The sequence below is a fragment of the Cutibacterium sp. KB22876 genome (assembly GCF_059728865.1).
The window spans coordinates 1,994,481-2,021,042 of the sequence record NZ_AP040858.1; the positions used below are offsets into that span (position 1 = coordinate 1,994,481).

The window sequence follows — 26,562 nt, forward strand, 5'->3', positions numbered from 1 at the left end:
TTATGACGACCTATGACGACCCATATGTGAGTTTGCTATAGGGCAGAAAATATAGCCCTTAGGAAAAGTCCATATCGCATCGTCATAGGTCGTCATGGGCCTCTCACGAGAGAGGACATGAACCATGAACGAGCACGCAATCGAACAACACTTGAAGCACGCCGTTGAGGCGATCGGTGGCCTGTGCTGGAAATTCACCAGCCCCGGTACCGCAGGGGTTCCAGACCGCATCTGCATCCATCGCGGACGCGTCATCTTCGTCGAACTCAAAGCACCCGGACGCTTCCCACGTCCCATCCAACGCCGTCGCATCCAGCAGCTCAAGGATCACGGCGTTGATGCGGTCGTCGTTGACAACATTGACGCGATCCAGGAGGTGGCTGATGCGCTACGAGCCGCATGACTACCAACGACAAGCCACCGGGTTTATCGAAGATCACCCGCAGGCCGCGATCCTGCTCGGGATGGGGCTAGGCAAGACGGTGATCACCCTGACGGGCGTCTGGAACCTGCTGCTGGACTCCTTCCAGGCCCGCCGCGTCCTCATCGTCGCACCCCTGCGAGTCGCCCGCGATACCTGGCCCGCCGAGGCCACCAAATGGGACCACCTGGCAGGACTCACCATCGCCGTCGCCGTCGGGCCGAAAGCCCAGCGGGTGGACGCGCTTGCCGCCGAGGCGATGGTGACCGTCATCAACCGCGAAAACGTGCCCTGGCTGGTGCGCCACCTCGGCAAAGCCTGGCCGTTCGACATGGTCGTCATCGACGAGCTGAGCTCGTTTAAGAACCACCGGGCGCAACGGTTCAAAGCACTCGCCGCCGTGCGGCCACGTCTCACCCGGATCGTGGGACTGACCGGCACGCCAGCAGCCAACGGGCTGATGGACCTGTGGGCGCAGTTCCGTCTCCTTGATGAGGGCCAGCGCCTCGGCAGGTTCATCACCCACTACCGCAACCGCTGGTTCGTACCCGATCGGCGAAACGGCCAGCAGATCTTCACCTACAAGCCCGCACCCGGTGCTGAGGACGAGATCTACGAGGCGATCAGCGACATCACCTTGTCGATGCGCACCACCGACTACCTGCGCCTGCCCGAGCTGACGGTCACCACCAAGCTCGTCGACCTCGAACCGAAGGAGCGTAAAGCCTACGAGCGGTTGCGAGATGAGATGGTGCTCGACCTCGACGGGCAGGTCATCGACGCCGCGAACGCCGCAGCCCTGTCAGGCAAGCTGCTACAGCTGGCCTCCGGTGCGATCTACGACGAGGACGGCCAGCCACTGGTGGTGCACGACCGCAAGCTCGACGCGCTCGAAGACCTGATCGAGGCGGCCAACGGCCAGCCGCTGCTCGTGGCGTACTGGTTCAAACACGACCGTGAGCGCATCACCGAACGGTTCCCGCAGGCCCGCGAGCTGACAACCAGTACCGATATCGAAGCGTGGAACGCCCGCGAGATACCGCTGGCGCTCATCCACCCGGCCTCAGCCGGACACGGGCTCAACCTCCAGCAAGGCGGCAACCTCCTGGTCTGGTTCTCCCTGACCTGGTCGTTGGAGCTCTACCAACAGACCAACGCGAGGCTCTACCGCCAGGGACAAGACCAGCCGGTGACGATCACCCACCTGGCAGCAGCCGACACCCTCGATGAGGCGGTACTGGCCGCGCTGGACAACAAAGACATGACACAGGCTGCGTTGATCAATGCGGTCGCCGACACTCTGGGAAAGCAGGCACACTCATGAACGACCACCCCATCTGGGACTACTTCGACTACCGCAAAGCCGCTATCGGCGTCCTCCAGGACTACGCAACCCAAGCTGTCATTCTCCAGCAAGGCGACGGGTACGCCGACGAGCTCAAAGCCTCACTGACCTCAATCGGCTCACCCCGATTCGACGGCCTGCCACGGGGCAACAACCCGCACGCCGGTGAAGCGCGAGTCTGCTCGATCCTCGACAACCTCGACGCGCTCAAAGCCCGCAACCAAAAGGCGCAGGCCTACATGGATTGGTTCAACCCGGCCTGGGAAAGCCTCAGCGACGATGACCGGCTGATCCTCGAGATCTTCTTCCTCGACGACCTCTCCGCCGAGGACGCCGCCGTCAAAGTCGCCGAACACTTCTACGTCGAACGCAAGACTGCCTTCGCCAAGAAGCAGCGCGCCCTGGCCCGCTTCGCGCGTCTCTTGTTCGGCAGAGACTGAAGCATTGGCGCGCATGAGTGTCGCAAAGAGGGGATGACTTTCAGGGTGTGCCTGTCGCATGCTGTAAGTGGTTGAAAAGTAGGTCCCGACCCCCAGACGAATCATCACGGTCCGTCTGGGGGTCGTTGCCATGAACGACAAGGGTGGTGAGACGGATGCCTTTCAAACCCAAGCGCCCGTGCTCCCAGCCCGGCTGCCCCGAGCTGACCGGCACCCGGTTCTGCCCGGCCCACGCTAAGGAAGAGGACGCCCGTTACCGCAACTACCAGCGCGACCCGAAGATCAACCGACGCTACGACCACCGGTGGCGAAAGATCCGCGCGGCCTACGTCGAAGCCCACCCGTTGTGCGAGGACTGCCTGGCCCGTGGCCGGTACACGCCCGTGGCTGAGGTCCACCACGTGATCCCGCTCGACCACGGCGGCACCCACGACGAGTCGAACCTGCGCAGTCTGTGCAAGCCGTGCCACTCGCGCCAGTCCGCGCTCGATGGCGACCGGTGGCGGCAAGCCCCTCGGGTCTACAGCTACTAAAAAGCGCTGTGTGCCCGCCTGTCGCGGCCTCCCTGCCGACCCTCACCTGTGCCAACCTCGACCCCGTTCGCCCGGCACGAGGCGACGTGGCGCGCTTGCCGAGGGGGTGGGGGCGAGCGGATCTCCACAGCTGGGCTGCTCCTCAGCGGGCGGGGCCAACCGCGCACAAAATCCACGAATCAAACCGGGTATTGACCCGCCGTCTTGAGCTGGTGCGTTTTACGGTGTCTGGTTTGGGGCTTTCGGGCTTGCCTTGTTGGCTTTCTGGTGGGTGCGCAGTTTCTTGATGGCCCAGTCGTAGTGGCTGGGTGCTGCTGAGACCAGGTAGGAGCCCAACGAGGTGGTTCCTGTCCACGGGAAGTACTTTTTAGTGAACAGCTCCTCATCGGTGAAGCTTTCGATGAGCTCGATGATCTGGGAATGGCTCGAGCCCAGCATGTCCTGTATGTCGCCCAGTGACGTGTCTTGGTAGTGCTCCCAGATTTCCATGTTTAGGGATGGCGTGGTCCGCCACGTGTGAGGTGCGGGCAGGAATGGCCGGGCAGTCCCGTTTTGATTGGCGTCAACGAAGTCGAACAGCATTTTTTGCCACGCATAGAGATGGGCAAGGACATCGCGCAGATTCTTGTCCCTGCCCCAGTGGGGTTCAGGACGGTCGAAGTCAGCGCCGAAAAACAAGCCGACGCTTTCTATCTCTGGCCGCATGGAGTCAATCAATGATTGCAGCACGTCCCATTGGGAGGTGGTTGCTGTCAGCAGTTCCGTTTTCGTTTTCGCTCGGGCCATACCCAATTAGAACACAGGACGGCGAGGAAGCACTAGGGCGTGTTGCTAAATGGTGTTCCGGGGTGCGTGGGTGATGCTGGAGTCATGTCGAGAGGTGTCATCACCGACGAGGTCTGGGAGCTGATCGGGGACGTGTTCCCTGCGGTGAACACGAGGGGCCGCCCGCCGGTGGGCCGGCGCACGGTGGTTGAGGCGACCGCGTGGCGGTTCCGGACGGGGTCAGCATGGAGGGACCTGCCCGAGCGTTTCGGGAACTGGAACACGATCTACAAGAACTTCCGCCGATGGGCGACCGAGGGTGTCTGGGAGGACCTGCTCACCCATGTCCAGCGGCGGGCCTCGCTCGCGGGCGAGGTCGACTGGGTCGTGTCGGTGGATTCATCGATCGCGCGTGTGCATCAGCACGGTGCGACCCTGCCCCGGGGCACAGGGGGCTCCATCGAACTACAAGAGATCCGGGCCGGAGCCGTGTGACCACGCGATCGGCCGGTCACGAGGTGGTTTGACGACGAAGATCCACCTGGTCTGCGATGGGTGAGCTCGCCCGCTGGCGTTCGTGCTGACCGGTGGACAGGTCGCGGACACGAGCGTGTTCACCTGCGTGCTCGACGAGATCCGCGTCCCCGGGCGAGGCCAGGCGCGCACGAGGCCGGACCGGGTGCTCGCGGACAAGGGGTACCCGTCGAAGAAGAACCGTGCCTGGCTGCGCGAGCGCGGTATCAAGGCCACGATCCCCGAGCGCGCTGACCAGATCGAGAAGCGTCAAAAGAGGCCGGGCCGACCGATCGACTTCGGCAACGAGCAGCGGGAACGCTACAAAGGGCGCAACGTCATCGAACGATGCTTCAACGCAGTGAAGCAGTGGCGAGGGCTCGCTTCCCGGTTCGACAAGACCGCCCGCTCCTACGCGGCCGGAATCTACCTCTCCGCCACCCTCCAATGGATTTAGCAACACGCCCTAGAGGAGGTTTACGTCGTGGCCAAAGACGGCACCAACCGAGGCGGACGCAGAGTCCGTGCCGGGGCGAAACCCGAGGCGCTGAACGACAAGCTCGCCTCAGGTCGACCTGCCACCAGGCTCACCACACCGGCCGAGCTCGATGTGTTCGACCTGGACGGCACCGACATCGGCGATGGTGCGCTGCTCGCAGGCGAGACGATGCCTGAACCTAGCGAATACCTGTCGGCCGAGCAGCGCGACGGCCAACCGCTCGGTGCGGACCTGGTCTACCGGGAGACCTGGAACTGGCTGGATGAACGCGGCTGCACCGAGTTCGTCTCCAAACGCTTAATTGAGCAGTACGCGCAGGCGTTCGCCCGATACATCCAGTGCGAGCAGGCAATCTCCAAGTTCGGTCTGCTCGGCAAACACCCCACCACGGGCGCTGCGATCGCCAGCCCGTTCGTGGCCATGTCGCAGTCGTTCGGCAAGCAGGCCAACGTGTACTGGTACGAGATCTTCGACATCGTGCGTGCCACCTGCACCACCGACTACTCCGGCACCACGCCAGGCGATGAGGTCATGGAGCAGCTGCTCAAAGCCTCCTCCTAAGGCCCCTCATCCCGCTTGTTTCGTTTCTGGCCTGCCCGGCACCCGGGCGGGCTTTCTTGTTGTTCGCATTTGTGAAAGGAGCCCTCGCGTGTCTGTAGTGCGAAGTGCTGAATCTGTGTGTATCGGCCACCCCGACAAGCTGTGCGACCTGATCGCAGATCACATCCTCGATGACATCCTTACCCGCGACCCGGCGGCACGCGTGGCCGTTGAGGTCATGGCGAGTGGCAGGCGCATCATCGTCACCGGCGAGATCACCACCACCATCCGGCCGCAGCTGCGCGCCTGCGCGCGGGAGGCGCTGCGCCGGGCCGGGTACAACCCGAACCGGTTTGTCATCTACGTGTGGGTGCGCCGCCAATCCGCCGACATCGGCGCAGGTGTTACAACCTCCATCGAGGCGCGTGCAGGTGATGAGTCGGCGTATGCGAGCCTGGGGGCGGGTGACCAGGGCACCGTCTACGGGTACGCCACGAGCGAGACGCCCCAGCGCCTGCCGCTGCCGCTCGTGCTCGCCCACGAGATCTGCCGCCGCCTCGATACAGCCCGCACCGACGGCACGATCCGTGGGATCGGCCCCGACGGCAAATCCCAAGTCAGTGTGGTCTACGACGAGCTGGGCACTCCGGTCGGCATCGACACCGTGATCGTCTCAATCCAGCACAATGCAGACAAAGACCCCGAGGCGCTTGAACGGGAGGTGCGCACGCTGGTCGTCGCCCCGGCCATCGAGGCGCACCTGCCCGGTGCCACGGCTGAGCGCGTGTTGGTCAACCCGTCCGGTCGGTTTGTCACCGGTGGGCCCACCGCTGACACCGGGCTGACCGGACGCAAGCTCATGGTCGACACCTACGGTGGGCTCGGCCCGCACGGCGGTGGCGCGTTCTCGGGTAAGGACCCCTCCAAGGTCGACCGAACGGGCGCGTACATGGCGCGGCTCATCGCGAAAACCGTGGTGGATGCGCGCCTGGCCGAAGAATGCCACGTCGCTATCTCCTATGCGATCGGTAAGGCTGACCCGGTCGCGTTCCGCATCGACACCTTCGGCACCGGTCAGCACCCGGATTGGCTGCTCACCGACGCCGCCCAGGCGGTCTTCCCGCTGCGACCGGCCGCGATGATCGAACACCTGCACCTGCGTTCTCCGATCTACGCGAAGCTTGCCACCTATGGGCACATGGGCCATGGTCTGAGCGAGTGGGAATGGACGCTGCCGTTTACCGACAAGCTCAGAGAAGAGGTGATCCGCCGTGCTCATCAAGCAGCTACCCATCAGTGAGCTCAAGCCCGCCGACTACAACCCGCGTAAGGACCTGAAGCCCGGGGATGCGGACTACGAGAAACTCAAGCGGTCGCTGACTGAGTTCGGTTATGTCGAGCCGGTGATCTACAACCACACCACCGGCCACGTCGTCGGTGGCCACCAGCGCCTGAAAGTACTGGCGGATCTTGGCCACACGAGCATCGACTGCGTGGTTGTCGAATTGGACGAGACCCGCGAGAAGGCCCTGAACGTCGCATTGAACAAGATCAGCGGCGACTGGGACGAGTCCAAGCTGGCCCTGCTCATCGCGGACCTTGACGCGGCCGACTTTGATGCTGAGCTCACCGGCTTCGACGATGACGAAATCCAGGCGATGATTGGTTCCCTCGACGATGACGAGGTCACCGATGACGGCTTCGATCTCACCGCCGCGCTCGAGGCCGCCTCCTTCGTCCAGCGCGGGGACATCTGGACCATCGGCAGGCACCGGCTGGTCTGCGGGGACGCTACCAACGCAGACGATGTCGCGGTGCTCATGGATGGCAAGAGCGCGAACCTGGTGCTTACCGACCCGCCCTACAACGTCGCCTTCGAGTCCTCCGACGGGCTCACGATCAAAAACGACGCGATGAAGGCCGACTCGTTCTACGAGTTCCTACTCGCGGCGTTTACCAACATGGCGGGTGTTCTCGACAAGGGTGGGTCTGCTTATGTGTTTCACGCCGACACCGAAGGGCTGAACTTCCGCAAAGCGTTCATCGATGCCGGGTTCAAGCTCTCCGGCTGCTGCATCTGGGTCAAAGACTCCCTCGTGCTGGGACGCTCGCCGTACCAGTGGCAGCACGAACCGGTCCTCTACGGGTGGAAGCAGGGAGCCAAGCACAAGTGGTTCGCTGACCGGAAACAGACCACGATCTGGAACTTCGCCAAGCCGCGAAAGAACTCCGACCACCCGACGAGCAAGCCGCTGGACCTGCTGGCCTATCCGATCCGCAACTCCACCCAGGCCAACGCGATCATCCTCGACACCTTCGCTGGCAGCGGTTCGACCCTGATGGCCGCCGAGCAGACCGACCGCATCGCCTACCTCATGGAGTTGGACGAGAAGTACGCCTCGGTGATCCTGCGCCGCTACGCCGAGGCGACCGGGGATGCGGCCGGGATCACCTGCCAGCGCGACGGCACCCAGTACGCCTACCTGGATCTGGTCAAACAGGTCGACCGCGACCGCGAATAAAACCCCGCAATATGCAGGGAAAACAGGGGCGTGAAACTGAGCCGTTGATGAGGGCAAAAACGACTGGATAAGCGGAAAAACGTATGGCTGTATGTACATGACCAAGCACCCCTAGACCTGGGGGAACCGAGCGAAAAGGACTGGTCATGAGTGAATTACACATCGAAATCAGCGAGCTCATCGCAGCCGGAGTCAACGTCTACGACCCCGAGGAAACCCTGCGGGTTGCCACAGCACGCGGCTACCAGCTGGTGGTGCGCGTGATCGAGCACGACCCGAAGCGTTTCCTCACCATGGTGGCCGCCTGGTTCGAGCAGGAGGTCGTGGCATGAGCATCCTCGCCTTCACCCCGCACAAAACGGGCAGGAAAAAGCTCGCCCAGCTTCTCGCCGATCACCTTGGCACCGAGGCCACCTATCTGGGCACGCCCTCGTTTGCCTACCAGATCGCAGACGCCACGCTGGATCGGGACTGGACCCTCTACCTGCCAGATGGCATCGAGGCGCAGGCCGTGCTCGAGGCCGCCCACAAGGCGGGCTTTGAAACCGCCGACCCGGGCGAGGTGGCGTTGACGGTCACGATGCCCACCACCGGGTGGAGTGAGCGCACTCGCGCCAACCTCGAAGCGCTCCTGGCAGCCAAAGGGCCACTGATCGCCAAGGCCCTGGGCATCCCGGCCACACCCATCGAGTTCAACGATGACGAGACCGTCTCGTTCCCGTGGTGTGAGTCGATTACGCCGGAGACGGCACGCGAGGCGGTGATCCCGCTTGTGGCCAGGCTCTGCCAGCGCGCCCAGGAGGCAACCCGGATCCGCTCCACGCCGCCAGCACCGGGCAATGACAAGTACACGATGCGCTGCTTCCTGCTTTCCCTGGGCTTCATCGGCCCCGAATACAAGCAGGCACGCCGCATCCTGCTGGCAGGCCTGGAAGGGGACGCCGCCTGGCGCACCCCGACGAGCAGGAAGGAGGATTGACCATGACTCCTGGCCAGCGGGTGCGCCTGATCGCCACCAGCGACCCGTACACGACGCTGCGCCCCGGTGTGCTTGGCACCGTGGCGTTCGTCGACGACCTCGGCACCGTCCACGTCGACTGGGACACCGGATCGAATCTGGGGCTCATCCCGGGCGAGGACTCCTGGGAAACCCTACCCACTGAAAAGCCCGAAAAATAGCGGCTCATCAGGGCAAATAGTGACTGGATATGCGGCAAAACGTATGGCTGTATGTACATACCGAAAGCACACCACCTCAGGGAAGGACACAGCCATGAACACCCAGGCAAAGATGAGCATCGAAGAGGAAACCACCCAGCACCTGGTCAAGGACGCGAACCGGCTCGGCTACACCATCGTCACCATCGACACCACAGACGACCTCGCGATCGAGATCCGCCCCGCAGCCCGCATGCCGTACACCCCGCCCTTGTACCGGGATTGGCAGACCGGCCAGTGGACGATCCAAACCACCTCATACGGCTCCCTCGACCCGGAAGAGATCGAGAAGGTCACCGACGGCTATCGACGCGCCATTGCCATGGTCAGCGAACTGGCACCCCTGAACGCCCGCGACCTGGTGAACTGCAGCATCACCCGCAACGCCTGACCTTTTGGCACCCGGAAACCCTGCCTCGAGCGGGGTTTCCCTCGTCACAAGCCTTGTTTCTCCACGGTTTTTCCGAGTGCTGTAGATCCCAAAAAATAGTGCCTGATCTGGGCAAATACGACTGGATAAGTGACCGCACCTATGGCTGTATGTACATGACAAAAGAACAGCCCCTCAGGAAAGGACAACAGCCATGAACACCACCGAGAAGCTCACCACCGAAGCCCTGCAGATGCGCGTCGACTCCTACGGGGCGATCCTCGCACACGGCGACTACACGCTGGCTTCTTTCGCGACCTGGACCAAGAAAGACGGCTACGGCAACAGCGCCCAGGTCTACCGCCTCACCGAAGCTCCGATCGACGGCTTCGGCCCGAACGCGCGCGGCCGCAGCGAATGCGCCCTGGAGCTCATCTCCGAGGCCGACCACCTTTTCGCAGACGCCGGGCACGCCATCGCCTGGGCCCTGACCCAGATCTAACCCACACCCCACCAAGGCCAAGGAGGACACCCGATGGACGCCACCAGAGAGCTGGTCACCAACCACCTGGAGATTCCCGCCGACGCGGTGGCCCACGGTGACATTCAGGCCGCCGCCGAGATCCCCTTCAGCGTCCTCGACGAGCTCGCCGAGGAGGTCGGGGCTGAGAAGATCCCGGTCCACACGCTCAGCCGCATCGGCTGGCACTACACCAAAGCCGATCAGATCATCGCCCTGGCCAGGCAGCGCGGCCTGTCCGATTGGCGCTACGGCGGCTTCGACACCGGCCAGGTGGTCGCCGACTTCCGCGCCACCTACTGCTAACCCGCCTGCCGCCCCGACCACGCAGACGGGCCGGGCCCTGCACGAACTGTTTCGCCCCACACGGTTGGGGCTTTTCTTATGCCCCGAGGAAGGAGCTGCCGCCACGATGACGAGCACGTATCAGCCGACCAGGTTCATGGCAGACGGCTCCACCTACAACCAGCGCAAAGCCGACTTCGCCGTGGCGTTCATTCAGGCGCTGCGCCACACTAAAGGCCGCTGGGCAGGACAACCGTTTAAGCTCTTGGGCTGGCAGGAACAGATCGTGCGTGACCTGTTCGGCACCATCAAGCCCGACGGCTACCGGCAGTTCACCACCGCCTATGTGGAGATCCCCAAGAAGCAGGGCAAGTCCGAGCTGGCTGCTGCGATCGCGCTGCTGCTGACGTGCGGGGACGGGGAGCAAGCCGCCGAGGTGTACGGGTGCGCGGCCGACCGGCAGCAAGCCAGCATCGTCTTCGAGGTCGCCGCCGACATGATCCGCCAATCACCGGCCCTGTCGAAGCGGGTGAAAATCCTCAGCAGTCAGAAGCGGATCATCTACAAGCCGACCAACAGCTTCTACCAGGTGCTCTCGGCTGAGGCGTACTCCAAGCACGGGTTCAACATCTCCGGGGTCGTCTTCGACGAGCTGCACACTCAACCCAACCGCGCGTTGTTTGACGTGATGACCAAGGGTTCGGGTGATGCGCGCACCCAGCCGCTGTATTTCCTCATCACCACCGCAGGTACTGACACCCACAGCATCTGCTACGAGCAGCACCAAAAAGCGCGCGACATTCTGGCGGGCAAGAAACACGACCCCACGTTCTACCCGGTGATCTACGGCGCTGATGTGGACGATGACTGGACAAGCGAAGATGTCTGGCACAAGGCCAATCCTTCGCTTGGGGTCACTGTGCCGGTGGAGAAGGTGCGGGCGGCGTGCAACTCGGCTCGCCAGAACCCCGCCGAGGAGAACTCGTTTCGCCAGCTGCGGCTTAACCAGTGGGTGAAACAGTCGGTGCGGTGGATGCCCATGCACATCTGGGACGCCTGCGCGGACCCGGTGGACTTGGACGAGCTGGAGGGTAGGCCCTGCTACGGAGGGCTGGACTTGGCCTCCACGACGGATATCACCGCGTTCGTGCTGGTATTCCCGCCCTACGGGGATGACGAGAAGTACCGGATCGCCCCGTGGTTTTGGATACCGGAGGACAACCTGTCGCTTCGGGTGGCGCGTGATCACGTGCCCTACGACCTGTGGCACGCCCAAGGCTTTCTGGAGACCACGGAGGGCAACGTGGTCCACTACGCCCACATCGAGCACCTCATCGAGCAGCTCGGTGAGAGGTTCGATATCCGCGAGATCGCCTTCGACCGGTGGGGCGCGGTGCAGATGAGCCAAAACCTCGACGATGCCGGTTTCACCGTCGTGCCGTTCGGGCAGGGATTCAAGGACATGAGCCCACCGAGCAAGGAGCTGATGAAGCTCGCACTCGAAGGACGCCTCGCCCACGGGGGCCACCCGGTGCTTTCTTGGATGGTCGACAACATTCATGTACGCACCGACCCGGCAGGAAACATCAAACCCGACAAGCAGAAGTCCACCGAGAAGATCGACGGGGTCGTGGCCACCATCATGGCGCTGGACCGCGCGATCCGAGGCGGCAGCGCCCACGCGGGCACGTCGGTGTACGACTCGCGCGGGCTGCTCGTCCTCTAACGCTTCGACAACGTAAAGGAGGCCCCTGTGGGACTTTTCGACTGGCTCAGACCCAATCCCCGGCAGGTGTCCAACCACCAGCTGTCCTCGAGCTACAGCTTCTTGTTCGGGCCCACCAGCTCCGGGCGCACGGTCACCGAACGCTCAGCGATGCAGATGACTGCGGTCTATTCGTGTGTGCGGATTTTGGCTGAAGCTATCGCTGGTTTGCCGCTGCATGTGTATCGCATCGAGTCGGACGGATCGAAAGTCAAAGCCACCGATCATGGCTTGTATCGGCTTCTTCACGATGAGCCGAACCCGGAGATGACCAGCTTCGTCTTCCGCGAGACGCTGATGACGCATCTGCTGTTGTGGGGCAACGCCTACGCGCAGGTCATCCGCAACGGCCTCGACGAGGTCATCGGCCTCTATCCGCTCATGCCCAACCGGATGAGCGTCGGCAGGGATGATGCGGGCAGGCTCTACTACGAGTACCAGGCCATCAGCGACGAACCCGCTGGCCAGTGGTCTCGCATCCGGCTTTCGCCTGCTGACGTGCTGCATATTCCTGGGCTCGGGTTTGATGGGCTGGTGGGCTATAGCCCGATTGCGATGGCGAAGAACGCGATCGGTATGGCCATGGCCACTGAGGATTACGGCGCGAGTTTCTTCGCTAACGGGGCTGCCCCCGGTGGGGTGTTGGAGCATCCGGGCACGATCAAGGACCCGTCTCGGGTGCGTGAGTCTTGGCAGCAAACTTTTGGTGGGGCCCGCAACGCCAACAAGGTCGCGGTGTTGGAAGAGGGCATGAAGTACACGCCCATCTCCGTCTCCCCGGAGCAGGCGCAGTTCTTGGAGACCAGGAAGTTTCAGATCAACGAGATCGCCCGGATCTTCCGCATCCCACCGCACATGGTGGGAGACCTCGAAAAATCGAGCTTCAGCAATATTGAGCAGCAGTCGTTGGAGTTCGTGAAATACACGCTCGACCCGTGGGTCATCCGCTGGGAACAAGCCCTGACCAAGACGCTGCTGAGCCCGCGTGAGAAGCCGAGCGTGTTCGTGAAGTTCAACCTTGAAGGTCTGCTGCGCGGCGACTACGTCTCGCGCATGAACGGCTACGCGGTAGCACGCCAGAACGGGTGGATGAGCGCGAACGACATCCGCGCCCTGGAAAACCTTGACCGTATCGCTGTCGCTGATGGTGGCGACGTGTACCTGGTCAACGGCAACATGCTGCCGCTCTCCATGGCCGGGGCCTACGCCACCAAGGGGCAGGAAGAACCAGCGGGGTTGGAGCCGTCAGAAGGCGGTTCGCCTCCTGGCGGGCCACCAACTGAACACAGAGTTGAAAGGAGGAGCCGGTGAGACGGTTCTGGAACTGGGAGCCACCCGCTCCCGACACATCTGACCCGGCGGGTAGCGATACCAGCCGGGTTTTGCGTATCAACGGGGTGATCGCTGAGGAGTCATGGTTTGACGACGACATCACCCCGGCCCTGTTCGCCTCCGAGCTGGCGGCAGGTTCCGGTGATGTGACGGTGTGGATCAACAGCCCCGGCGGCGACGTCGTCGCGGCAGCCCAGATCTACAACATGCTCCTCGACTATCCCGGACACGTGCGGGTGTGCATCGACGGGATCGCGGCCAGTGCCGCCAGCGTGATCGCCATGGCAGGTGAAGTCGTGGCGATGAGCCCGGTGTCGATGCTCATGATCCACAACCCCGCCACCCTCGCCGTCGGTGACGCCGATGAGCTGGGCCGTGCCATCGACATGCTCGCAGCGGTCAAAGAATCCATCATCAACGCCTACGAGCTGAAAACCGGGATGAGCCGGGCCAAGCTCGCTCGCCTGATGGATCAAGAGACCTGGATGGACGCGCGTGCTGCCATCGCGATGGGTTTTGCCGACGGCTACCTCACCGGCAACGCCCCGAAGGTCACCGACCCCGATGAGGACGACGATGAGGGGCCGGACACGAAGCCACCGTGGCCGCCGAAGACCGGAAACCCAGCCCCGCTCGCCGATACCGCCAGCGGGGTGTGTTTTGCCCGAAAGCCCGCCGAGCAGCGCCTCGTCGCGCACCTGACCGACACGCCACCAGCCACCCAGCCACCAACCCCAGCGCCCGTACGGCTCACGGGTCGTCGGGTGGTGGACCTGTACGCCGCCCTGGTCAATCACACCCACTAACAAGCAAGGAGAACCCTTTCCCATGTCCACGATGACGATTTCTGACCTGCGTACCCGCCGCGCCGACACCTGGGAGAAGGCCAAGGCCTTCCTCGACGAGCGCCGCGACACCACCACCGGCTGCCTCTCCGCCGAGGACGACCAGACCTACGCCCGCATGGAAGCCGACATTGAACGGCTGAGCGCCGAGATCGCTCGCGCCGAGCGCGCCCAGCGCCTAGACGCTGATCTGGCCCGCGCCACGAATACGCCGCTGACCTCGATGCCCGGCCAGACCGGCGAGGAGAGCGAACCCAAGACCGGCCGCGCCACCGCCTCCTACAAGCGCGCCTTCTGGGATGCGATGCGGCTCAACGCCTCTCCCATGGAGGTGCGCAACGCCCTGTCCGAGGGGGTCGATTCCGAGGGCGGCTACCTCGTCCCGGACGAGTTCGAGCACACCCTCGTGCAGTCGCTCGCCGACCAGAACATCATGCGAGGGCTTGCCAACGTCATCCAGACCACCAGCGGGGACCGCAAGATCCCGGTCGTCTCCACCCACGGCAGTGCCGGGTGGCTCGATGAGGGCAAGCCCTACACCGAATCCGACGAGACCTTCTCCCAGATCACCCTCTCGGCGTTCAAGCTCGGCACGTTCCTCAAGATCAGCGAGGAACTGCTCGGCGATTCGGTCTTCGACGTCGAGGCCTACCTCGCCGCCGAGTTCGCCCGCCGCATCGGTGCCGCCGAAGAGGAGGCTTTCCTTGTCGGTGACGGCAAGGGCAAGCCGACCGGCATCTTCGACACCACCGGTGGTGGCATCTCGGATGTGACCACCGCGAAGGCCACAGACATTACCGCCGATGAGCTCATCGACCTGCACTACAGCCTGCGCGCCCCGTATCGGGCCCGGGCGGTGTGGCTGATGAACGATGCCACCGTCAAGACCGTGCGCAAGCTCAAGGACAACCAGGGCCAGTACCTGTGGCAGCCAGCACTCACCGCTGGTGCCCCGGACATGATCCTGGGCAAGCCGGTGCACACCTCCACGTTTGTCCCTGAGATCAAGGCGGGCGCGAAGACCGTGGCGTTCGGTGACCTGTCCTACTACTGGATCGCTGACCGGCAGGGACGCTCGTTCAAGCGGCTGAACGAACTGTTCGCCACCTCCGGCCAGGTCGGTTTCCTCGCCTCCCAGCGCCTGGACGGCAAGCTCGTCCTGCCCGAGGCCGTCAAGATCCTCACCCAGAAGGCCGGAGCCTAAAACCCCCACGCAACGAATAGGAGGTGGCAGCCATGAACCACCAGCTCATCGACCAGGTCAAAGCCAACCTCATCCTCGCCCACGACGAGGATGACGAGCTCATCGCCAACCTGGTGGCAGCTGCCACCTCCTATGCCACCGCCTACCAGCACTTGCCTGAGGACTACTACGAGGCCCACGAGATGCCCGGTTCGACCCGGCAGGCGATCGTGATGCTCGCCAGTCACTTCTACGAGTCGCGTGACGGGTCTACGGCCGGGTTCTGGTCCGACAAACCCGATGCCGCCAAGGCCATGTGGGGCGCGGTGAACACGCTGCTGCGCCTTGAGCGCGAATGGAAGGTCTAACCCATGGCAGGCATTGGCAGTATGCGAGAAACCATCGACCTCATCACCCCCGTGGCCCGAAGGGACGCTGCGGGTTTTACCGCTAGCGCCGAGCAGGTGGTCGCCTCGGTGCGCGCCTACCGAGAGGTCCGGCACGCCAGCTCAGCGTGGGTGAACCGTGCGGCCTACACGCATGCAACCGTCTTGTTCCGCATCCGCACCATCCCCGGGCTCACCGTCTCAGAGGTCATGCACATCGCCGCTGCCGATGGCCGCTACGTCATCGACACCGTCGAGCCCATCGGCGGCTACATCGAGATCCTTGCCCACCGTCTGCAACCGGAAGGAGCCCATCATGGCGCGCGTCCAGATCCGACTCCCCAATAAGTACATAGACGCACTCGAGGCCACCTCACGCCTGCTGGACACTGCAGCCGACGAAGTTCTGACAGCTGGCGCGAACGTGGTCGAACCACGCATGCGAGCCAACCTCGCCGCCGCGATCGGGCAGGCGACCACCACGCCGTCGCGCTCAACCGGCCAGCTCCTCGGGGCCCTGGGTGTCACGAGCGTGAAGGTCAACTCACGAGGCGATCACAACGTCAAGGTCGGTTTCGCCGAGAACCGCCGCGATGGCAGGTCGAACGCGCTCATCGCCAACGTGCTTGAGCACGGCAGGAGCAACCAGCCCGCACGCCCGTTCCTGGCACCGACACGCTCCCAGACCAGACGGGGCGCGATGGAGGCGATGAAAACCGTGCTTAAAGCCAAGCTCGACGGGATCACACCATGACCATCCCGCTTTTGGAAACCCTCACCACGGTCGCTGACCGGCTTGATCTGCCGATCGCGGTGAGCCTGTTTAGCGCCTCGCCCGCACCGGATACCTATCTGGTGGCCACCCCGATCGGCGACACGCTGGAGGTGTTCGCCGACAACACCCCGAGCGTCGAAGTCGAAGAAGTCCGCCTCGGCCTGTTCACAACTGGCAACTACCTGACCTGGCGAGACACGCTCACCCACGCGCTCGTCGACGCGGGGCTGGTGGTGACCGCCAGACGCTACATCGGCTTCGAGGACGATACGGGCTACCACCACTACAGCTTCGATATCAGCTGCCACCACCCGTTTTAACGAAAGGACGAATCACCCATGGCCACGATTGGTCTTGACAAGCTCTACTACGCCACGATCACCGAAAACCCCACCACCGGCGAGGAAACCTACGCCAGCCCGAAGCCACTGGCCAAAGCGATCTCAGCGGAACTCTCCGTCGAGGTCGCCGAGGCGATCTTGTATGCCGACGATGGGCCCAGCGAGATCGTCAAGGAATTCAAATCCGGCACGCTCACCCTCGGCGTGGACGACCTAGGAGCAGAAGCCGCAGCGGCACTGACCGGTGCCACCCTGGATGCCAACGGGGTGCTCATCTCGTCCTCGGAAGACGGCGGCACACCGGTAGCGATCGGGTTCCGTGCCGCCCGCTCCAACGGCACCTTCCAGTACTTCTGGCTCTACCGCGTCAAGTTCGCCCTGCCAAGCACCACGCTTGCCACCAAGGCCGACTCGATCACGTTCTCCACCCCGAGCATCGAGGGCACGATCCTGCGCCGCAACAAGCCAGACGCGAAGGGCCGCCACCCGTGGAAAGCCGAAGCCACCGAAGGCGACCCCAAGGTCAAGGCCGAGATCATCACCGGCTGGTACCAGTCCGTCTACGAGCCCGCCGCCACCAGCCCCGGCAAGTAAAGGAGCCCGCTCATGACAAACACATCCTCGATTGATGTTGCCGGGCGCAGTGCGACCGTGACGATTGGTGGGAGCGAGTACGAGCTGGTGCTCACCACCAAGGCCACCCGGCTGATCGCCGAGCGCTACGGCGGGCTGGACAAGCTCGGAGCCGCGTTGGAGACCTCCGAGGACCTCGGCCAGACACTGACCGAGGTGATCTGGCTGATCACGCTACTGGCCAACCAGTCAGTGCAGATCCACAACCTCACCCACCGCGACAACCCGCGCCCGCAGTTGACGGAGGACGAGGTGGAGCTGCTGACGGTTCCTGCCGATATCGCCGACTACCGGGGTGCGATCGCTGAGGCACTGCAGCGAGGCACCCGCCGCGACATCCTCACCGAGCCAGCCCCAAAAGTGAGCCCGGCAGCGGACGGATAGTCGAATCCGACCGGGCAGTGTTCACCCGCCTGACCTACATCGGTTTAGCCCACCTCGGCCTGAGACAAGACGAGGTGGGCCTGATGGTCTTTGGTGAGCTCCTTGACCTGGTGGACTGCTGGCGGATCGAGACAGGACGAGCGAAACCAGCACGGGTGTGGTTCATCGACGACATCATCCCGCCCGGGATCTAACCCCACTGACAGGCAGGTGAATCCTCATGGCTGACTCATCGTTTGGTCTCAAGATCGGTCTGGAAGGTGAACGCGAGTTCAAGCGGGCCATCACCGACATCAACCGTGAGATGCGGGTGCTGGGCTCGGAGATGAAACTGGTGGCCTCCCAGTTCGACAAGAACGACAAGTCCACCCAGGCGCTGGCCTCCCGCAACCAGGTGCTGACCAAAGAGATCGAGACCCAAAAGGCCAAGATCGAAACACTCAAGGCCGCGCTGGAGAACTCGGCCGCGTCGTTCGGGGAGAACGATTCGCGCACGAAAAACTGGCAGATCCAGCTCAACAACGCCGGTGCCGAGCTCAACGAGCTGGAAAAAGAGCTAAAGGCCAACAATGATGCGCTCGGCGAGTTCGGTGACGAGGCCGACGGTGCAGGCGATGATGCGAAAGACGCTGCCAAGGATGCCGGGCATTTGGAGGACGCGGTCGATGATCTCGGCGACGAGATGGACGACACCGGGGATAAGACCCGGATCTTCGGGGACGTGCTCAAAGCGAACCTGGCCGCCGAGGCGATCGTCGCTGGTGTCAAGGGCATCGGCAAGGCGATCACGAGTATCGGCCGGGGTATGGCCGATGCGTTGAAGGACGGGGTGGAGTACAACGCCCGCATGGAGCAGTACACCACCAGCTTCACCACGATGCTCGGCGATCAGGCAAAAGCCCAACAGCTGGTCAACGACCTGAAAACCCAGGCCGCGAAGACCCCGTTCGGCATGGAGGATTTGGCGAAGAACACCCAAACCCTCATGGCGTTCGGTATCAGCGCCGACGAAGCTACCCGCAGACTAGGCCAGCTCGGTGATATCTCCCAAGGTGACGCGCAGAAGATGGAGTCACTGACGTTGGCGTTCGCCCAGATGTCCTCGACAGGCAAGCTGACTGGCCAGGACCTCAACCAGATGATCAACGCCGGGTTCAACCCGCTGGAGGAGATCTCCCGCAAGACGGGCAAGTCCATCGGCGAGCTGAAAGAGGAGATGGCCAAGGGCGCGATCAGCGCGGACATGGTCGCTGACGCGTTCGCTTCGGCAACCGAGGAAGGCGGCCGTTTCCACGGGGCGATGGAAGCCCAGTCGAAAACCTTCACCGGACAGCTCTCTACCATGCGCGACGGCATCGACAACCTCAAGGGCCTGCTCGCCCAAGGTTTGACCGACGCGCTGGCTGGCACGGTCATGCCGATGGTCAACGGGTGGATCGATGAGCTCACGGCAGCCTTCGAGCAGGGCGGAGCCCCGGCGTTGATCGACAAGCTCGGCGAGATCCTGCAAGAAGCACTCGCGTTCATCGCCGAGCAGCTGCCGATGGTCGTCGAGACCGGCATGTCGATCCTGACCGCCCTGCTGGAAGGCATCATCGAGGTGTTGCCGTCGGTGGCCGAGACAGCGGTGATGCTCGTCGTCGCACTAGTCGAGGCGATCATCGAGGCGCTGCCGTCACTGTTGGAAGCAGCCCTGCAGATCATCGCCACCTTGGTCACCGGTATCGGTGAGGCACTCCCGGAGCTCATCCCGGCGGCCGTGGAGATGATTGTCGCCCTGGTCCAAGGGCTGGTCGATGCGCTGCCAATGATCCTGGATGCCGCGTTGCAGCTCATTTTGGGGCTCGCCCAGGGCCTGCTGGAGGCGATCCCGGTGCTCATTGAGGCGCTGCCGCAGATCATCACCTCGATCGTGGAGTTCCTCATCGGGGCGATCCCGCAGATCATCGAGACCGGTATCGCGTTGTTGACCTCCTTGGTCGACGCGCTCCCGGAGATCATCACCGCGATCGTGACGGTGCTGCCACAAATCATCACCGGCATCATCACCACGCTGCTGTCGGCCCTGCCGCAGCTCATCGAGGCTGGCGTCAAACTACTCACCGCCTTGATTGGGGCGCTGCCGCAGATCATCAGCACGATCGTGGCCGCGCTGCCGCAGATTATCGCAGCGATCGTCTCGGCGATCGGTGGGGCGATTCCGCAACTGGTCATGGCGGGTGTCGAGCTGTTGACCGCGTTGATTACGAACCTGCCGCAGATCATCTCGACCATCGTGGCGGCGATCCCTCAGATCATCACCGGGATCGTGGGCGCGGTCGGTCAAGGGGTCGGCCAGATGGCCTCTGCTGGCGCGGACCTCGTGCGGGGCTTGTGGAACGGCATCCAGTCGCTGGCAGGCTGGCTCTGGGACAGGGTTACAAGCTGGTGTTCTGACATTTGGGATGGCATCACCGGCTTCTTCGGCATCAACTCGCCGTCCAAGGAAATGGCGTGGGTCGGTGACATGCTCACCAGAGGCCTGGCCGGAGGTATCGAAGACACCGGAAACCGCGCAGTCGCAGCCGCCGAGGACGTCGCCGCAGACACCCTTAAGGCCATGAGCGAGCTCACCAGCGGTATCGACGTGCCGATCACCACCAGCCTGGAGCCGGTCGATCTGACCCCAACCCACCTGCAACCACCGCTTGCAACCACCAGCCACAGCGCTGTCGGCCAGGAGGAAGGGCGCGCAGGAGAGGTGGCGGGCATCGTCGACCAGACCGCCCGGGCACTGCTGGAGGCCATGGACATCAAGGTCGTGCTCAACGACGGCGCGCTGGTGGGCAAACTCGCTCCCGGCATCAACCGCCAGTTGGCTCGTATCAACTCCCACCACACGGTGCTCGCTACAGGAGGAGGTGTCTGATGCATGGTTTCACTCTCGACAAGACAGTGTCCTCAACGTCGCTGGGCCTGCGGCTCACCGGCCCGGTCGACCTACCTGTCGCCGAGCGGGTCACAGACGATATTGAGGTGGCAGGCAGAGCCGGGACGCTGACCCGCCTGGGCGGCTGGCATGACACGTCGATCACGTTGCCGCTCGCGATCACAGGCAGCCTGGCCGCCTACCACAAAGCCGCACTGGCGCTGACCCGGGCGGCGACCATTCACCTGTCCCACCAGCCCGAGGCGTTCCACAAGATCAAACACGCCTCCATCAGCCCACTGCGCGCGGACATGTCCTCGTGGGGATTCTTCGAGGCGCACCTGGTATGCGAGCCGTTTAGCTACCTCGACTCGGGGCTGACCACCCACACGCTCACCGCCTCCGGGCAGATCACCAACCCTGGCCTGGTGGATGCGGCACCGATCATCACGATCAAGGGCACCGGGGCGTTGACGCTGACGATCAACGGGGCCGCCTATCGCGTTCAGTCACCGGCAGGGCAGATCACCCTGGACTCGGCCCGGCTTGTCGCGCACGTGGCAGGCCGGGTGCAAACCGACGCGCTGACCGGCACGTTCCCGATCCTTACTCCAGGGGTCAACCGGGTCACTTTGGGTAGTGGCATCTCCAAAGTCGAGATCACCGGGAACTGGCGAAACCCCTAACCCGGCCCATCTCTTTGCTCCCAGTGCGCCCGTAGCCGTTTCTTTGGCTGCGGGTGCACGTCTGCGAAAGGAACACCACCGATGCTCACCGTGCATGCCCCGACTGCCACCACGTTCACCGCCACCGGCGAGGGTGTCCTCGACCCTGAACTGATCGACGCCCGGGTCGTTGAGGAACTCGGCGGAGCCTACCAGCTGACCGTCACCTATCCAGCCGATGGGCCGCTGGCCTCAAAGCTGGTAGTCGAGGCGATCATCGCAGCCCCTGTTCCCGGCACCACCATCCGGCAAGGGTTTCGTATCCACGAGGTCACAACCAGCCTGGACGGGCTGTTGGAGGTCACCGCCTTCCATCTGTTCTACGACCTGGCAGGCAACTTCATCGCCGACACCTTCGTGGTCAACAAAACCCCCAAGGCAGCCCTCGATCAGCTCCTTAGGTCTGCGACCACGCCGCACCGGTTCACCGCGACCAGCTCCGATACGGCCACCAGGGCCTCTGCGCGCGTGGTGCGGATGAACCTTGCCGCCGCGATCATGGACCAGGGGTCGGATAACACGTTCGCTTCCCGGTGGGCCGGAGAGCTCACGCGCGATAACTGGCACATCCACCACACCGCCACACGCGGCGCAGATCGTGGGGTCGTGATCCGCGATCGCAAGAACCTCACTGGTTACACCTCGACCATCGATCTGACGAGCGTGGTCACCCGGATCGTGCCGGTCGGGTTTGATGGGATCACCCTGCCCGAGCTCTACGTCGACTCACCACACCTGAATGCCTACGCGATCCCGCATATCAAGGTGATGCGCTACCCGGACATCAAAGCGATCGCCGACGCAGATAACCCCCGCGAGGACGAAGTACCTCTGCCGCAAGCACACGCCCTTCTGCGTCAAGCCGCTAAGACCGAGTTCACCACCAACCACGTCGATACGCCTGCCGCGAGCTACACCGTCTCGTTCGTTGATCTCGCATCGACTGCCGAGTACGCCGACCTCGCCGAGCTGGAGACCGTCCTGCTGGGAGACACGGTGACGGTACAGCACGCCGACCTGGGCATGTCCTTGTCCGCGCGGGTCGTCGGCTACGAATACGACCCGCTCCAGCAGGCGTATGTCTCGGTGGAGCTCGGGTCGGTTGCAGGGAAGTTCACCCAGATCACCCGCCAGATCACCACCGCGCAGACGGCCGCCCAGATGGCTGCTGATCTTGCTGGCGTGGCGCTGGCATCAGCGGACGGGAAATCCACCAACCATTACGGGCCGAAACAGCCCGCTGCCGCCCGCCTCGGGGACACGTGGTTTAGGGACAATGGCGAGAGCATCGAGATCTGGATCTACCAGGTCACCGACACCGGCGAGCCCGGCTGGGTTGCCCTTGCCACGGACCTCAACCATGCTCAGGTCAGCGCTGAGCTCGCCGAAGCTCGCGCTGAGGTAGAGGCCGCGAAAACCGCTGCTGACGATGCCCAAGCTGCCGCTACCGCTGTCGCTGCTCGCCTCACCGTAGCCGAAACCGAGATCAGTCAGGCGCGCGAAGCAGCCAGCCAGGCCGAAGCCACAGCACGGGAAGCTGAGGCTGTAGCCGGAGAGGCTGGCATGAAGGTGACCGGGCTTGAGAGCTCAGTCTCCCAAGCACAGCACCGTGCCGATACGGCCTACGAGACGGCACGGCAGGTTCAAACCAGCAGCGAGGCCCGGTTCACTGAGCTGACGAACGCGGATAACAGCCTCGCCTCGTCACTTTCAATGATGGCCAGCGACCTGAACCTGCGCGTGCGCTCAAGCGAGATCATCTCCCAGATCAACATCTCACCCGAAACCATCTTGATCGCCGGTGAGCGCATACACATCACCGGCCGAACCAGCATCGATAACGCCACGGTCACTACCGCAATGATCGCCAACGCGGCGATCACCGACGCCAAGATCTCCAACCTGTCGGCAGCCAAGATCACCACCGGCACGCTCGCGGCTGCCAGGATTGCGGCAGGCTCTATCACCAGTGACAAGCTCACGATCGCTGATGGGTTCATCAAGACGGCCATGATAGCTAACGCGGCAATCACGGACGCAAAGATCGGTTCGTTGTCGGCCTCGAAGATCACCACCGGCACCCTGTCCGCTGCGCGGATCGCGGCCGGGTCGATCACCAGCGACAAGCTCACGATCGCAACCGGCTTCATCCAAACCGGAATGATCGCGGATGCGGCGATAACCTCGGCGAAGATCGGTGCGCTGGATGCAGGCAAAATCACCACCGGCGTGCTTAATGCCTCGCGTATCGGGGCAAGGTCGATCACGGCGGACAAACTCGCAACAAACGCCATCCAGGTGGGGCTGGCGGGGTGGACGAGCTCCATCCGCATCAGCCCCACACAGATCGCCTGGTACAACGGGTCCACTCTGGAAGGAAGCATCACCTCGAGTGGGATGAATTTCTATTACGGGACTAGGTTTATCGGCAGAACAGGCCAGCAGTATAAAACCGGCAACACGAGTGTGCGAGGGATTTCAAACTCACTGGATACCCAAGGTGACTACATCACCTGGTCGTATAAAAAGCTCCAATCTGACGATTCGTACACCACCATGCTCACCTTGGATCCTCGTGGAAAGTTCTACGGCCATGCAGGTATTCACTTGGGTGCAGAGCTACGCACCCACGGGCACTCGTTTTATACCGGCGAGAACCGTTCCGTTGTCTTGCAAGACTGCACACTCACGGGTAAAGGCACGTTTGCTGGCTGGGCAGGCAGCTCAAACCTATCCAAAGTGGTGTTCCATACCTACGACCTGATGATCGTTACCAACGGGTCGTTCTACAACATGACCCGATTGGTCGACCGAGTTAATGACCTCATGACCCGCGTCAACTCACTGATTCTTTCATTGAACCAAGGCTGGGTGAAAAACATCAACGATGCTGGCAATGGCCGAATCACCTGGAACTACTTCTACAACACCGGATTATCGACCATGTCAACCAACCTCAACTAGAAAACCGAAAGGACACCACAGATGCGATTTCTGCTCCCACCACGCCATCTCCAGCCCACCTTGGAACTCCTTGAGGCGATGCCGCTAGCCGCATCAGCATCCCGTGCACGCACCAAACTGGTGCACCTGCTCAAAGCTGCCTACGCCCGCTTCGCTGAAGACGAATACGATCTAGTGGTCCACTACGCCACCTGCCACGACGACGGCACCCCAGTAGTCGACTCTCACGGCATGTTCACCCTCAAAGACCCCGACACTGCTGCCGAGTTCCACTCCCACCACGACACACTCCTGAACACGCGCGTAGAAGTAGCCGGAGCCACCTATGAACAACACGCCTGCGACATCCTCGACTTTCTTAAATCTTCAACCATGGAACTCTCCGGCTGCCAAGCAGAAGCCTACGACGCGCTCTACGACGCCATCACCGAAACCGTCGCCGGAGGTCAGCAGCACCCATGAACAGCCCAGCCACCCCAATCACCACACCCGTGACCAGTGACGACGAAGAAGGGATCGTTGAGGTCATCAGCAGCGGACCGTCATCTCGCCACACCGTCTCGGCCACCCCAGCCACGGATCAACCGCCTGCCGCGCCCACCGAACACACCGGGACGATCGACCTGTACGAGCCGATCCTGGAGATCCTCACCAGCCCGGAAATCTAACCCCAAACCGCACTCCCAACAGGCCCACACCACTTCGGTGCGGGCCTTTGTCGTGTGCCCACAAAACGGGAAGGAACCCACTTTCTATGTCGCTCAAAGCTATCTGGGCCACGATCCAAACCGGCCTGGCCGGGGTCGGGGCCGTCATCGGCGCGTTCCTCGGAGGCCTCGACGGCCTGGTGTACGCGCTCATCGCCTTCGTCGTAGTCGACTACATCACCGGCGTACTCGCCGCGATCGCCGAACGCCGCGTCTCCTCAGCCATCGGGTTTCGGGGCATCTCCCGCAAGATCCTCATCTTCACCCTGATCGGACTTGCCCACCTGCTCGACGTGCACGTCATCGGAACACCCGGAGCGCTACGCACCGCCACCGTCGTGTTCTACCTGTCCAACGAAGGCATCTCCCTGATCGAAAACGCCACCCGCCTTGGGCTGCCCGTGCCTGATCACATTCGCCGCGCCCTGGACCTGGTCACCCGTGACGTGACAGGCAAACCCGACCTCGAACACCACCCCAACCAAACCACCCCAGCAGAAAAGGAGAACCTCTGATGAAGAACTGGGCCACCCTCGAAGCCGACGAAAACCGGCTGATGAACAAGCACTACAGTGCCGGACGAAGCGGACGGAAGATCAACAAGGTCATCATCCACCACAACGCAGGCAACCTCACCATCAAGTCCATCTGGGACGTGTGGCAGACCCGCCAAGCATCCGCCCATTACCAGGTCGACTCAGGCGGCCGGATCGGCCAACTCGTGTGGGATCGCGACACCGCCTGGCATGCAGGCAACTGGGATGCCAACACCACCTCCATCGGTATCGAACACGCCGACATCTCCTCCAAGCCCTGGCGCATCTCCGAGGCCTGCCTCGACAACGGTGCCCACCTCGTCGCGGCCATCTGCCACTACTACAAGCTCGGACGACCCGTGTGGGGCAAGAACGTGTTCGGCCACAAGCATTTCTCTTCCACCGAATGCCCGGCCTCCCTTGCAGGAAGCCAGCATGCGGCCTACATGGCACGCGCCCAGTACTGGTACGACCGCCTGAGCGGCACCAAGCCCGCCCCGACACCACCGGCAAAGCCCACACCGCCCGCACCCAAGCCCTCCGCCAACATCGACGCTCTGGCTGATGCGGTGATCCGAGGCGAGTACGGCAACGGGGACGAGCGCAAGCGCCGACTGGGAAGCAACTACGCCGCCGTGCAGAAACGCGTCAACGAGAAGCTCGCCGGAGGAAGCCCCGCCAAGCCCTCCGTCAACATCGATGCCCTGGCTGATGCGGTCATCCGAGGCGAGTACGGCAACGGTGAGGAACGCAAGCGCCGCCTCGGCGGCAACTACGCCGCTGTGCAGAAGCGCGTCAACGAGAAGCTCGGCATCGGCTAACCCACACGAGAACACTCTCTGGCCCCGTCATCACCTTCATCGAGGTGGTGGCGGGGCCTTTTGTGCGTTTGCGCAGCTGGTGTTTACCGCAGGTCGTCGAACGGGTCGATGACGGACTGCACTCCACAGCTCGGGCAGATGAACGCGATACGTATTCCCTCGCCTTCGCCTGTAACAAACGGGTCGGGGACACAATCTGAGCCGCATTCTGAACAGGTTCAGTACGACTGGTCGTCGAGAAACACCGGGAGTTCAAAGTCGTCGTTAGTCATCTTCACCCGCCCTT

General features: G+C 63.0%; 32 protein-coding genes and 1 pseudogene. 32 read left to right on the forward strand and 1 reads right to left on the reverse strand.

Annotated elements, in window-relative coordinates:
- Positions 1-124: 124 nt before the first annotated feature.
- The 4 genes from AC6I1W_RS09030 to AC6I1W_RS09045 all read left to right on the forward strand — a co-directional run bounded on the left by AC6I1W_RS09030 (position 125) and on the right by AC6I1W_RS09045 (position 2,739).
- On the forward strand, positions 125-403 hold the full coding sequence (locus AC6I1W_RS09030; RefSeq protein ID WP_497743547.1) for a PDDEXK family nuclease: 279 nt from the start codon (positions 125-127) through the stop codon (positions 401-403).
- Positions 384-1,745 carry an SNF2-related protein gene (locus tag AC6I1W_RS09035; protein WP_497743548.1) on the forward strand — a complete coding sequence of 454 codons (1,362 nt, stop codon included), beginning with the start codon at positions 384-386 and terminating at the stop codon, positions 1,743-1,745. The genes AC6I1W_RS09030 and AC6I1W_RS09035 overlap by 20 nt, the downstream gene beginning before the upstream one ends.
- Entirely contained in the window at positions 1,742-2,206 is a 465-nt protein-coding gene (locus tag AC6I1W_RS09040) for a hypothetical protein (RefSeq protein WP_440226222.1), read from the forward strand. Before AC6I1W_RS09035 ends, AC6I1W_RS09040 begins: the two co-directional genes overlap by 4 nt.
- Before the next feature lie 155 nt (positions 2,207-2,361).
- Positions 2,362-2,739 (forward strand): HNH endonuclease, encoded by a 378-nt coding sequence (locus tag AC6I1W_RS09045; RefSeq protein WP_005295540.1) that lies wholly within the window; start codon positions 2,362-2,364, stop codon positions 2,737-2,739.
- 219 nt (positions 2,740-2,958) lie between these two features.
- On the opposite strand, the gene AC6I1W_RS09050 is transcribed toward AC6I1W_RS09045, so the two are convergent.
- Positions 2,959-3,525 carry a ClbS/DfsB family four-helix bundle protein gene (locus tag AC6I1W_RS09050; RefSeq protein ID WP_005295544.1) on the reverse strand — a complete coding sequence of 189 codons (567 nt, stop codon included), beginning with the start codon at positions 3,523-3,525 and terminating at the stop codon, positions 2,959-2,961.
- Between the two features lie 84 nt (positions 3,526-3,609).
- On the opposite strand from AC6I1W_RS09050, the pseudogene AC6I1W_RS09055 reads away from it, so the two are divergent.
- From AC6I1W_RS09055 to AC6I1W_RS09190, 28 genes and pseudogenes are all read left to right on the forward strand, one after another.
- Positions 3,610-4,474 (forward strand): annotated as a pseudogene (locus AC6I1W_RS09055) (IS5 family transposase).
- A 27-nt stretch (positions 4,475-4,501) separates the two neighbouring features.
- On the forward strand, positions 4,502-5,077 hold the full coding sequence (locus tag AC6I1W_RS09060) for a P27 family phage terminase small subunit (protein WP_005295551.1): 576 nt from the start codon (positions 4,502-4,504) through the stop codon (positions 5,075-5,077).
- A gap of 88 nt (positions 5,078-5,165) precedes the next feature.
- Positions 5,166-6,356, forward strand: coding sequence for a methionine adenosyltransferase (metK, locus tag AC6I1W_RS09065; protein WP_060797815.1), 1,191 nt, complete (start codon positions 5,166-5,168; stop codon positions 6,354-6,356).
- Positions 6,328-7,578 carry a site-specific DNA-methyltransferase gene (locus AC6I1W_RS09070; protein WP_497743549.1) on the forward strand — a complete coding sequence of 417 codons (1,251 nt, stop codon included), beginning with the start codon at positions 6,328-6,330 and terminating at the stop codon, positions 7,576-7,578. Before metK ends, AC6I1W_RS09070 begins: the two co-directional genes overlap by 29 nt.
- 146 nt (positions 7,579-7,724) lie before the next feature.
- Positions 7,725-7,910 carry a hypothetical protein gene (locus AC6I1W_RS09075; protein WP_005295559.1) on the forward strand — a complete coding sequence of 62 codons (186 nt, stop codon included), beginning with the start codon at positions 7,725-7,727 and terminating at the stop codon, positions 7,908-7,910.
- Positions 7,907-8,557, forward strand: a complete 651-nt coding sequence (locus AC6I1W_RS09080; RefSeq protein WP_005295561.1) for a hypothetical protein — start codon at positions 7,907-7,909, stop codon at positions 8,555-8,557. Before AC6I1W_RS09075 ends, AC6I1W_RS09080 begins: the two co-directional genes overlap by 4 nt.
- Positions 8,558-8,559: 2 nt before the next feature.
- The gene (locus tag AC6I1W_RS09085) at positions 8,560-8,757 is read left to right on the forward strand and encodes a DUF4314 domain-containing protein (protein ID WP_005295562.1); all 198 of its coding nucleotides are present in this window, start codon (positions 8,560-8,562) and stop codon (positions 8,755-8,757) included.
- Positions 8,758-8,851: 94 nt separating this feature from the next.
- Positions 8,852-9,187 (forward strand): hypothetical protein, encoded by a 336-nt coding sequence (locus tag AC6I1W_RS09090; RefSeq protein ID WP_497743550.1) that lies wholly within the window; start codon positions 8,852-8,854, stop codon positions 9,185-9,187.
- Between the two features lie 193 nt (positions 9,188-9,380).
- Positions 9,381-9,668, forward strand: a complete 288-nt coding sequence (locus AC6I1W_RS09095) for an Nmad4 family putative nucleotide modification protein (protein ID WP_497743551.1) — start codon at positions 9,381-9,383, stop codon at positions 9,666-9,668.
- A gap of 33 nt (positions 9,669-9,701) precedes the next feature.
- Positions 9,702-9,992 carry a hypothetical protein gene (locus tag AC6I1W_RS09100; protein ID WP_005295569.1) on the forward strand — a complete coding sequence of 97 codons (291 nt, stop codon included), beginning with the start codon at positions 9,702-9,704 and terminating at the stop codon, positions 9,990-9,992.
- 106 nt (positions 9,993-10,098) lie between these two features.
- Positions 10,099-11,697: a terminase large subunit gene (locus AC6I1W_RS09105; protein WP_497743552.1), complete on the forward strand. Its 1,599-nt coding sequence runs from the start codon at positions 10,099-10,101 to the stop codon at positions 11,695-11,697.
- 27 nt (positions 11,698-11,724) lie between these two features.
- Positions 11,725-13,047 (forward strand): phage portal protein, encoded by a 1,323-nt coding sequence (locus AC6I1W_RS09110; RefSeq protein ID WP_007000809.1) that lies wholly within the window; start codon positions 11,725-11,727, stop codon positions 13,045-13,047.
- Entirely contained in the window at positions 13,044-13,874 is an 831-nt protein-coding gene (locus AC6I1W_RS09115) for a head maturation protease, ClpP-related (RefSeq protein WP_007000810.1), read from the forward strand. Before AC6I1W_RS09110 ends, AC6I1W_RS09115 begins: the two co-directional genes overlap by 4 nt.
- 22 nt (positions 13,875-13,896) lie before the next feature.
- Positions 13,897-15,117, forward strand: a complete 1,221-nt coding sequence (locus AC6I1W_RS09120) for a phage major capsid protein (RefSeq protein ID WP_497743553.1) — start codon at positions 13,897-13,899, stop codon at positions 15,115-15,117.
- A 32-nt stretch (positions 15,118-15,149) separates the two neighbouring features.
- Positions 15,150-15,464: a head-tail connector protein gene (locus tag AC6I1W_RS09125; protein WP_014320303.1), complete on the forward strand. Its 315-nt coding sequence runs from the start codon at positions 15,150-15,152 to the stop codon at positions 15,462-15,464.
- 21 nt (positions 15,465-15,485) lie between these two features.
- Positions 15,486-15,830, forward strand: coding sequence for a phage head completion protein (locus AC6I1W_RS09130; protein ID WP_497743554.1), 345 nt, complete (start codon positions 15,486-15,488; stop codon positions 15,828-15,830).
- The gene (locus AC6I1W_RS09135) at positions 15,799-16,236 is read left to right on the forward strand and encodes an HK97-gp10 family putative phage morphogenesis protein (protein WP_100622305.1); all 438 of its coding nucleotides are present in this window, start codon (positions 15,799-15,801) and stop codon (positions 16,234-16,236) included. Before AC6I1W_RS09130 ends, AC6I1W_RS09135 begins: the two co-directional genes overlap by 32 nt.
- The gene (locus AC6I1W_RS09140) at positions 16,233-16,577 is read left to right on the forward strand and encodes a hypothetical protein (RefSeq protein ID WP_007000815.1); all 345 of its coding nucleotides are present in this window, start codon (positions 16,233-16,235) and stop codon (positions 16,575-16,577) included. Before AC6I1W_RS09135 ends, AC6I1W_RS09140 begins: the two co-directional genes overlap by 4 nt.
- Positions 16,578-16,595: 18 nt before the next feature.
- On the forward strand, positions 16,596-17,192 hold the full coding sequence (locus tag AC6I1W_RS09145) for a major tail protein (RefSeq protein ID WP_005295596.1): 597 nt from the start codon (positions 16,596-16,598) through the stop codon (positions 17,190-17,192).
- Between the two features lie 12 nt (positions 17,193-17,204).
- A complete protein-coding gene (locus AC6I1W_RS09150) occupies positions 17,205-17,615 on the forward strand; it encodes a hypothetical protein (RefSeq protein ID WP_007000816.1) in 411 nt (136 codons plus the stop codon).
- Positions 17,616-17,632: 17 nt separating this feature from the next.
- Positions 17,633-17,809 (forward strand): hypothetical protein, encoded by a 177-nt coding sequence (locus AC6I1W_RS09155; RefSeq protein ID WP_007000817.1) that lies wholly within the window; start codon positions 17,633-17,635, stop codon positions 17,807-17,809.
- Positions 17,810-17,940: 131 nt separating this feature from the next.
- A complete protein-coding gene (locus AC6I1W_RS09160) occupies positions 17,941-20,523 on the forward strand; it encodes a phage tail protein (RefSeq protein ID WP_497743555.1) in 2,583 nt (860 codons plus the stop codon).
- Positions 20,523-21,209 (forward strand): hypothetical protein, encoded by a 687-nt coding sequence (locus AC6I1W_RS09165; RefSeq protein WP_497743556.1) that lies wholly within the window; start codon positions 20,523-20,525, stop codon positions 21,207-21,209. Before AC6I1W_RS09160 ends, AC6I1W_RS09165 begins: the two co-directional genes overlap by 1 nt.
- 81 nt (positions 21,210-21,290) lie before the next feature.
- Positions 21,291-24,212, forward strand: coding sequence for a phage tail spike protein (locus AC6I1W_RS09170; protein ID WP_497743557.1), 2,922 nt, complete (start codon positions 21,291-21,293; stop codon positions 24,210-24,212).
- Positions 24,213-24,233: 21 nt separating this feature from the next.
- Positions 24,234-24,674: a DUF1617 family protein gene (locus AC6I1W_RS09175; protein WP_007000821.1), complete on the forward strand. Its 441-nt coding sequence runs from the start codon at positions 24,234-24,236 to the stop codon at positions 24,672-24,674.
- Complete coding sequence (locus AC6I1W_RS09180) at positions 24,671-24,880, forward strand: hypothetical protein (protein WP_007000822.1); 210 nt, start codon at positions 24,671-24,673, stop codon at positions 24,878-24,880. The genes AC6I1W_RS09175 and AC6I1W_RS09180 overlap by 4 nt, the downstream gene beginning before the upstream one ends.
- An 86-nt stretch (positions 24,881-24,966) precedes the next feature.
- Entirely contained in the window at positions 24,967-25,434 is a 468-nt protein-coding gene (locus AC6I1W_RS09185) for a phage holin family protein (protein WP_007000823.1), read from the forward strand.
- Positions 25,434-26,276, forward strand: a complete 843-nt coding sequence (locus AC6I1W_RS09190; RefSeq protein ID WP_497743558.1) for an N-acetylmuramoyl-L-alanine amidase — start codon at positions 25,434-25,436, stop codon at positions 26,274-26,276. The genes AC6I1W_RS09185 and AC6I1W_RS09190 overlap by 1 nt, the downstream gene beginning before the upstream one ends.
- The last annotated feature ends 286 nt before the right edge of the window (positions 26,277-26,562 follow it).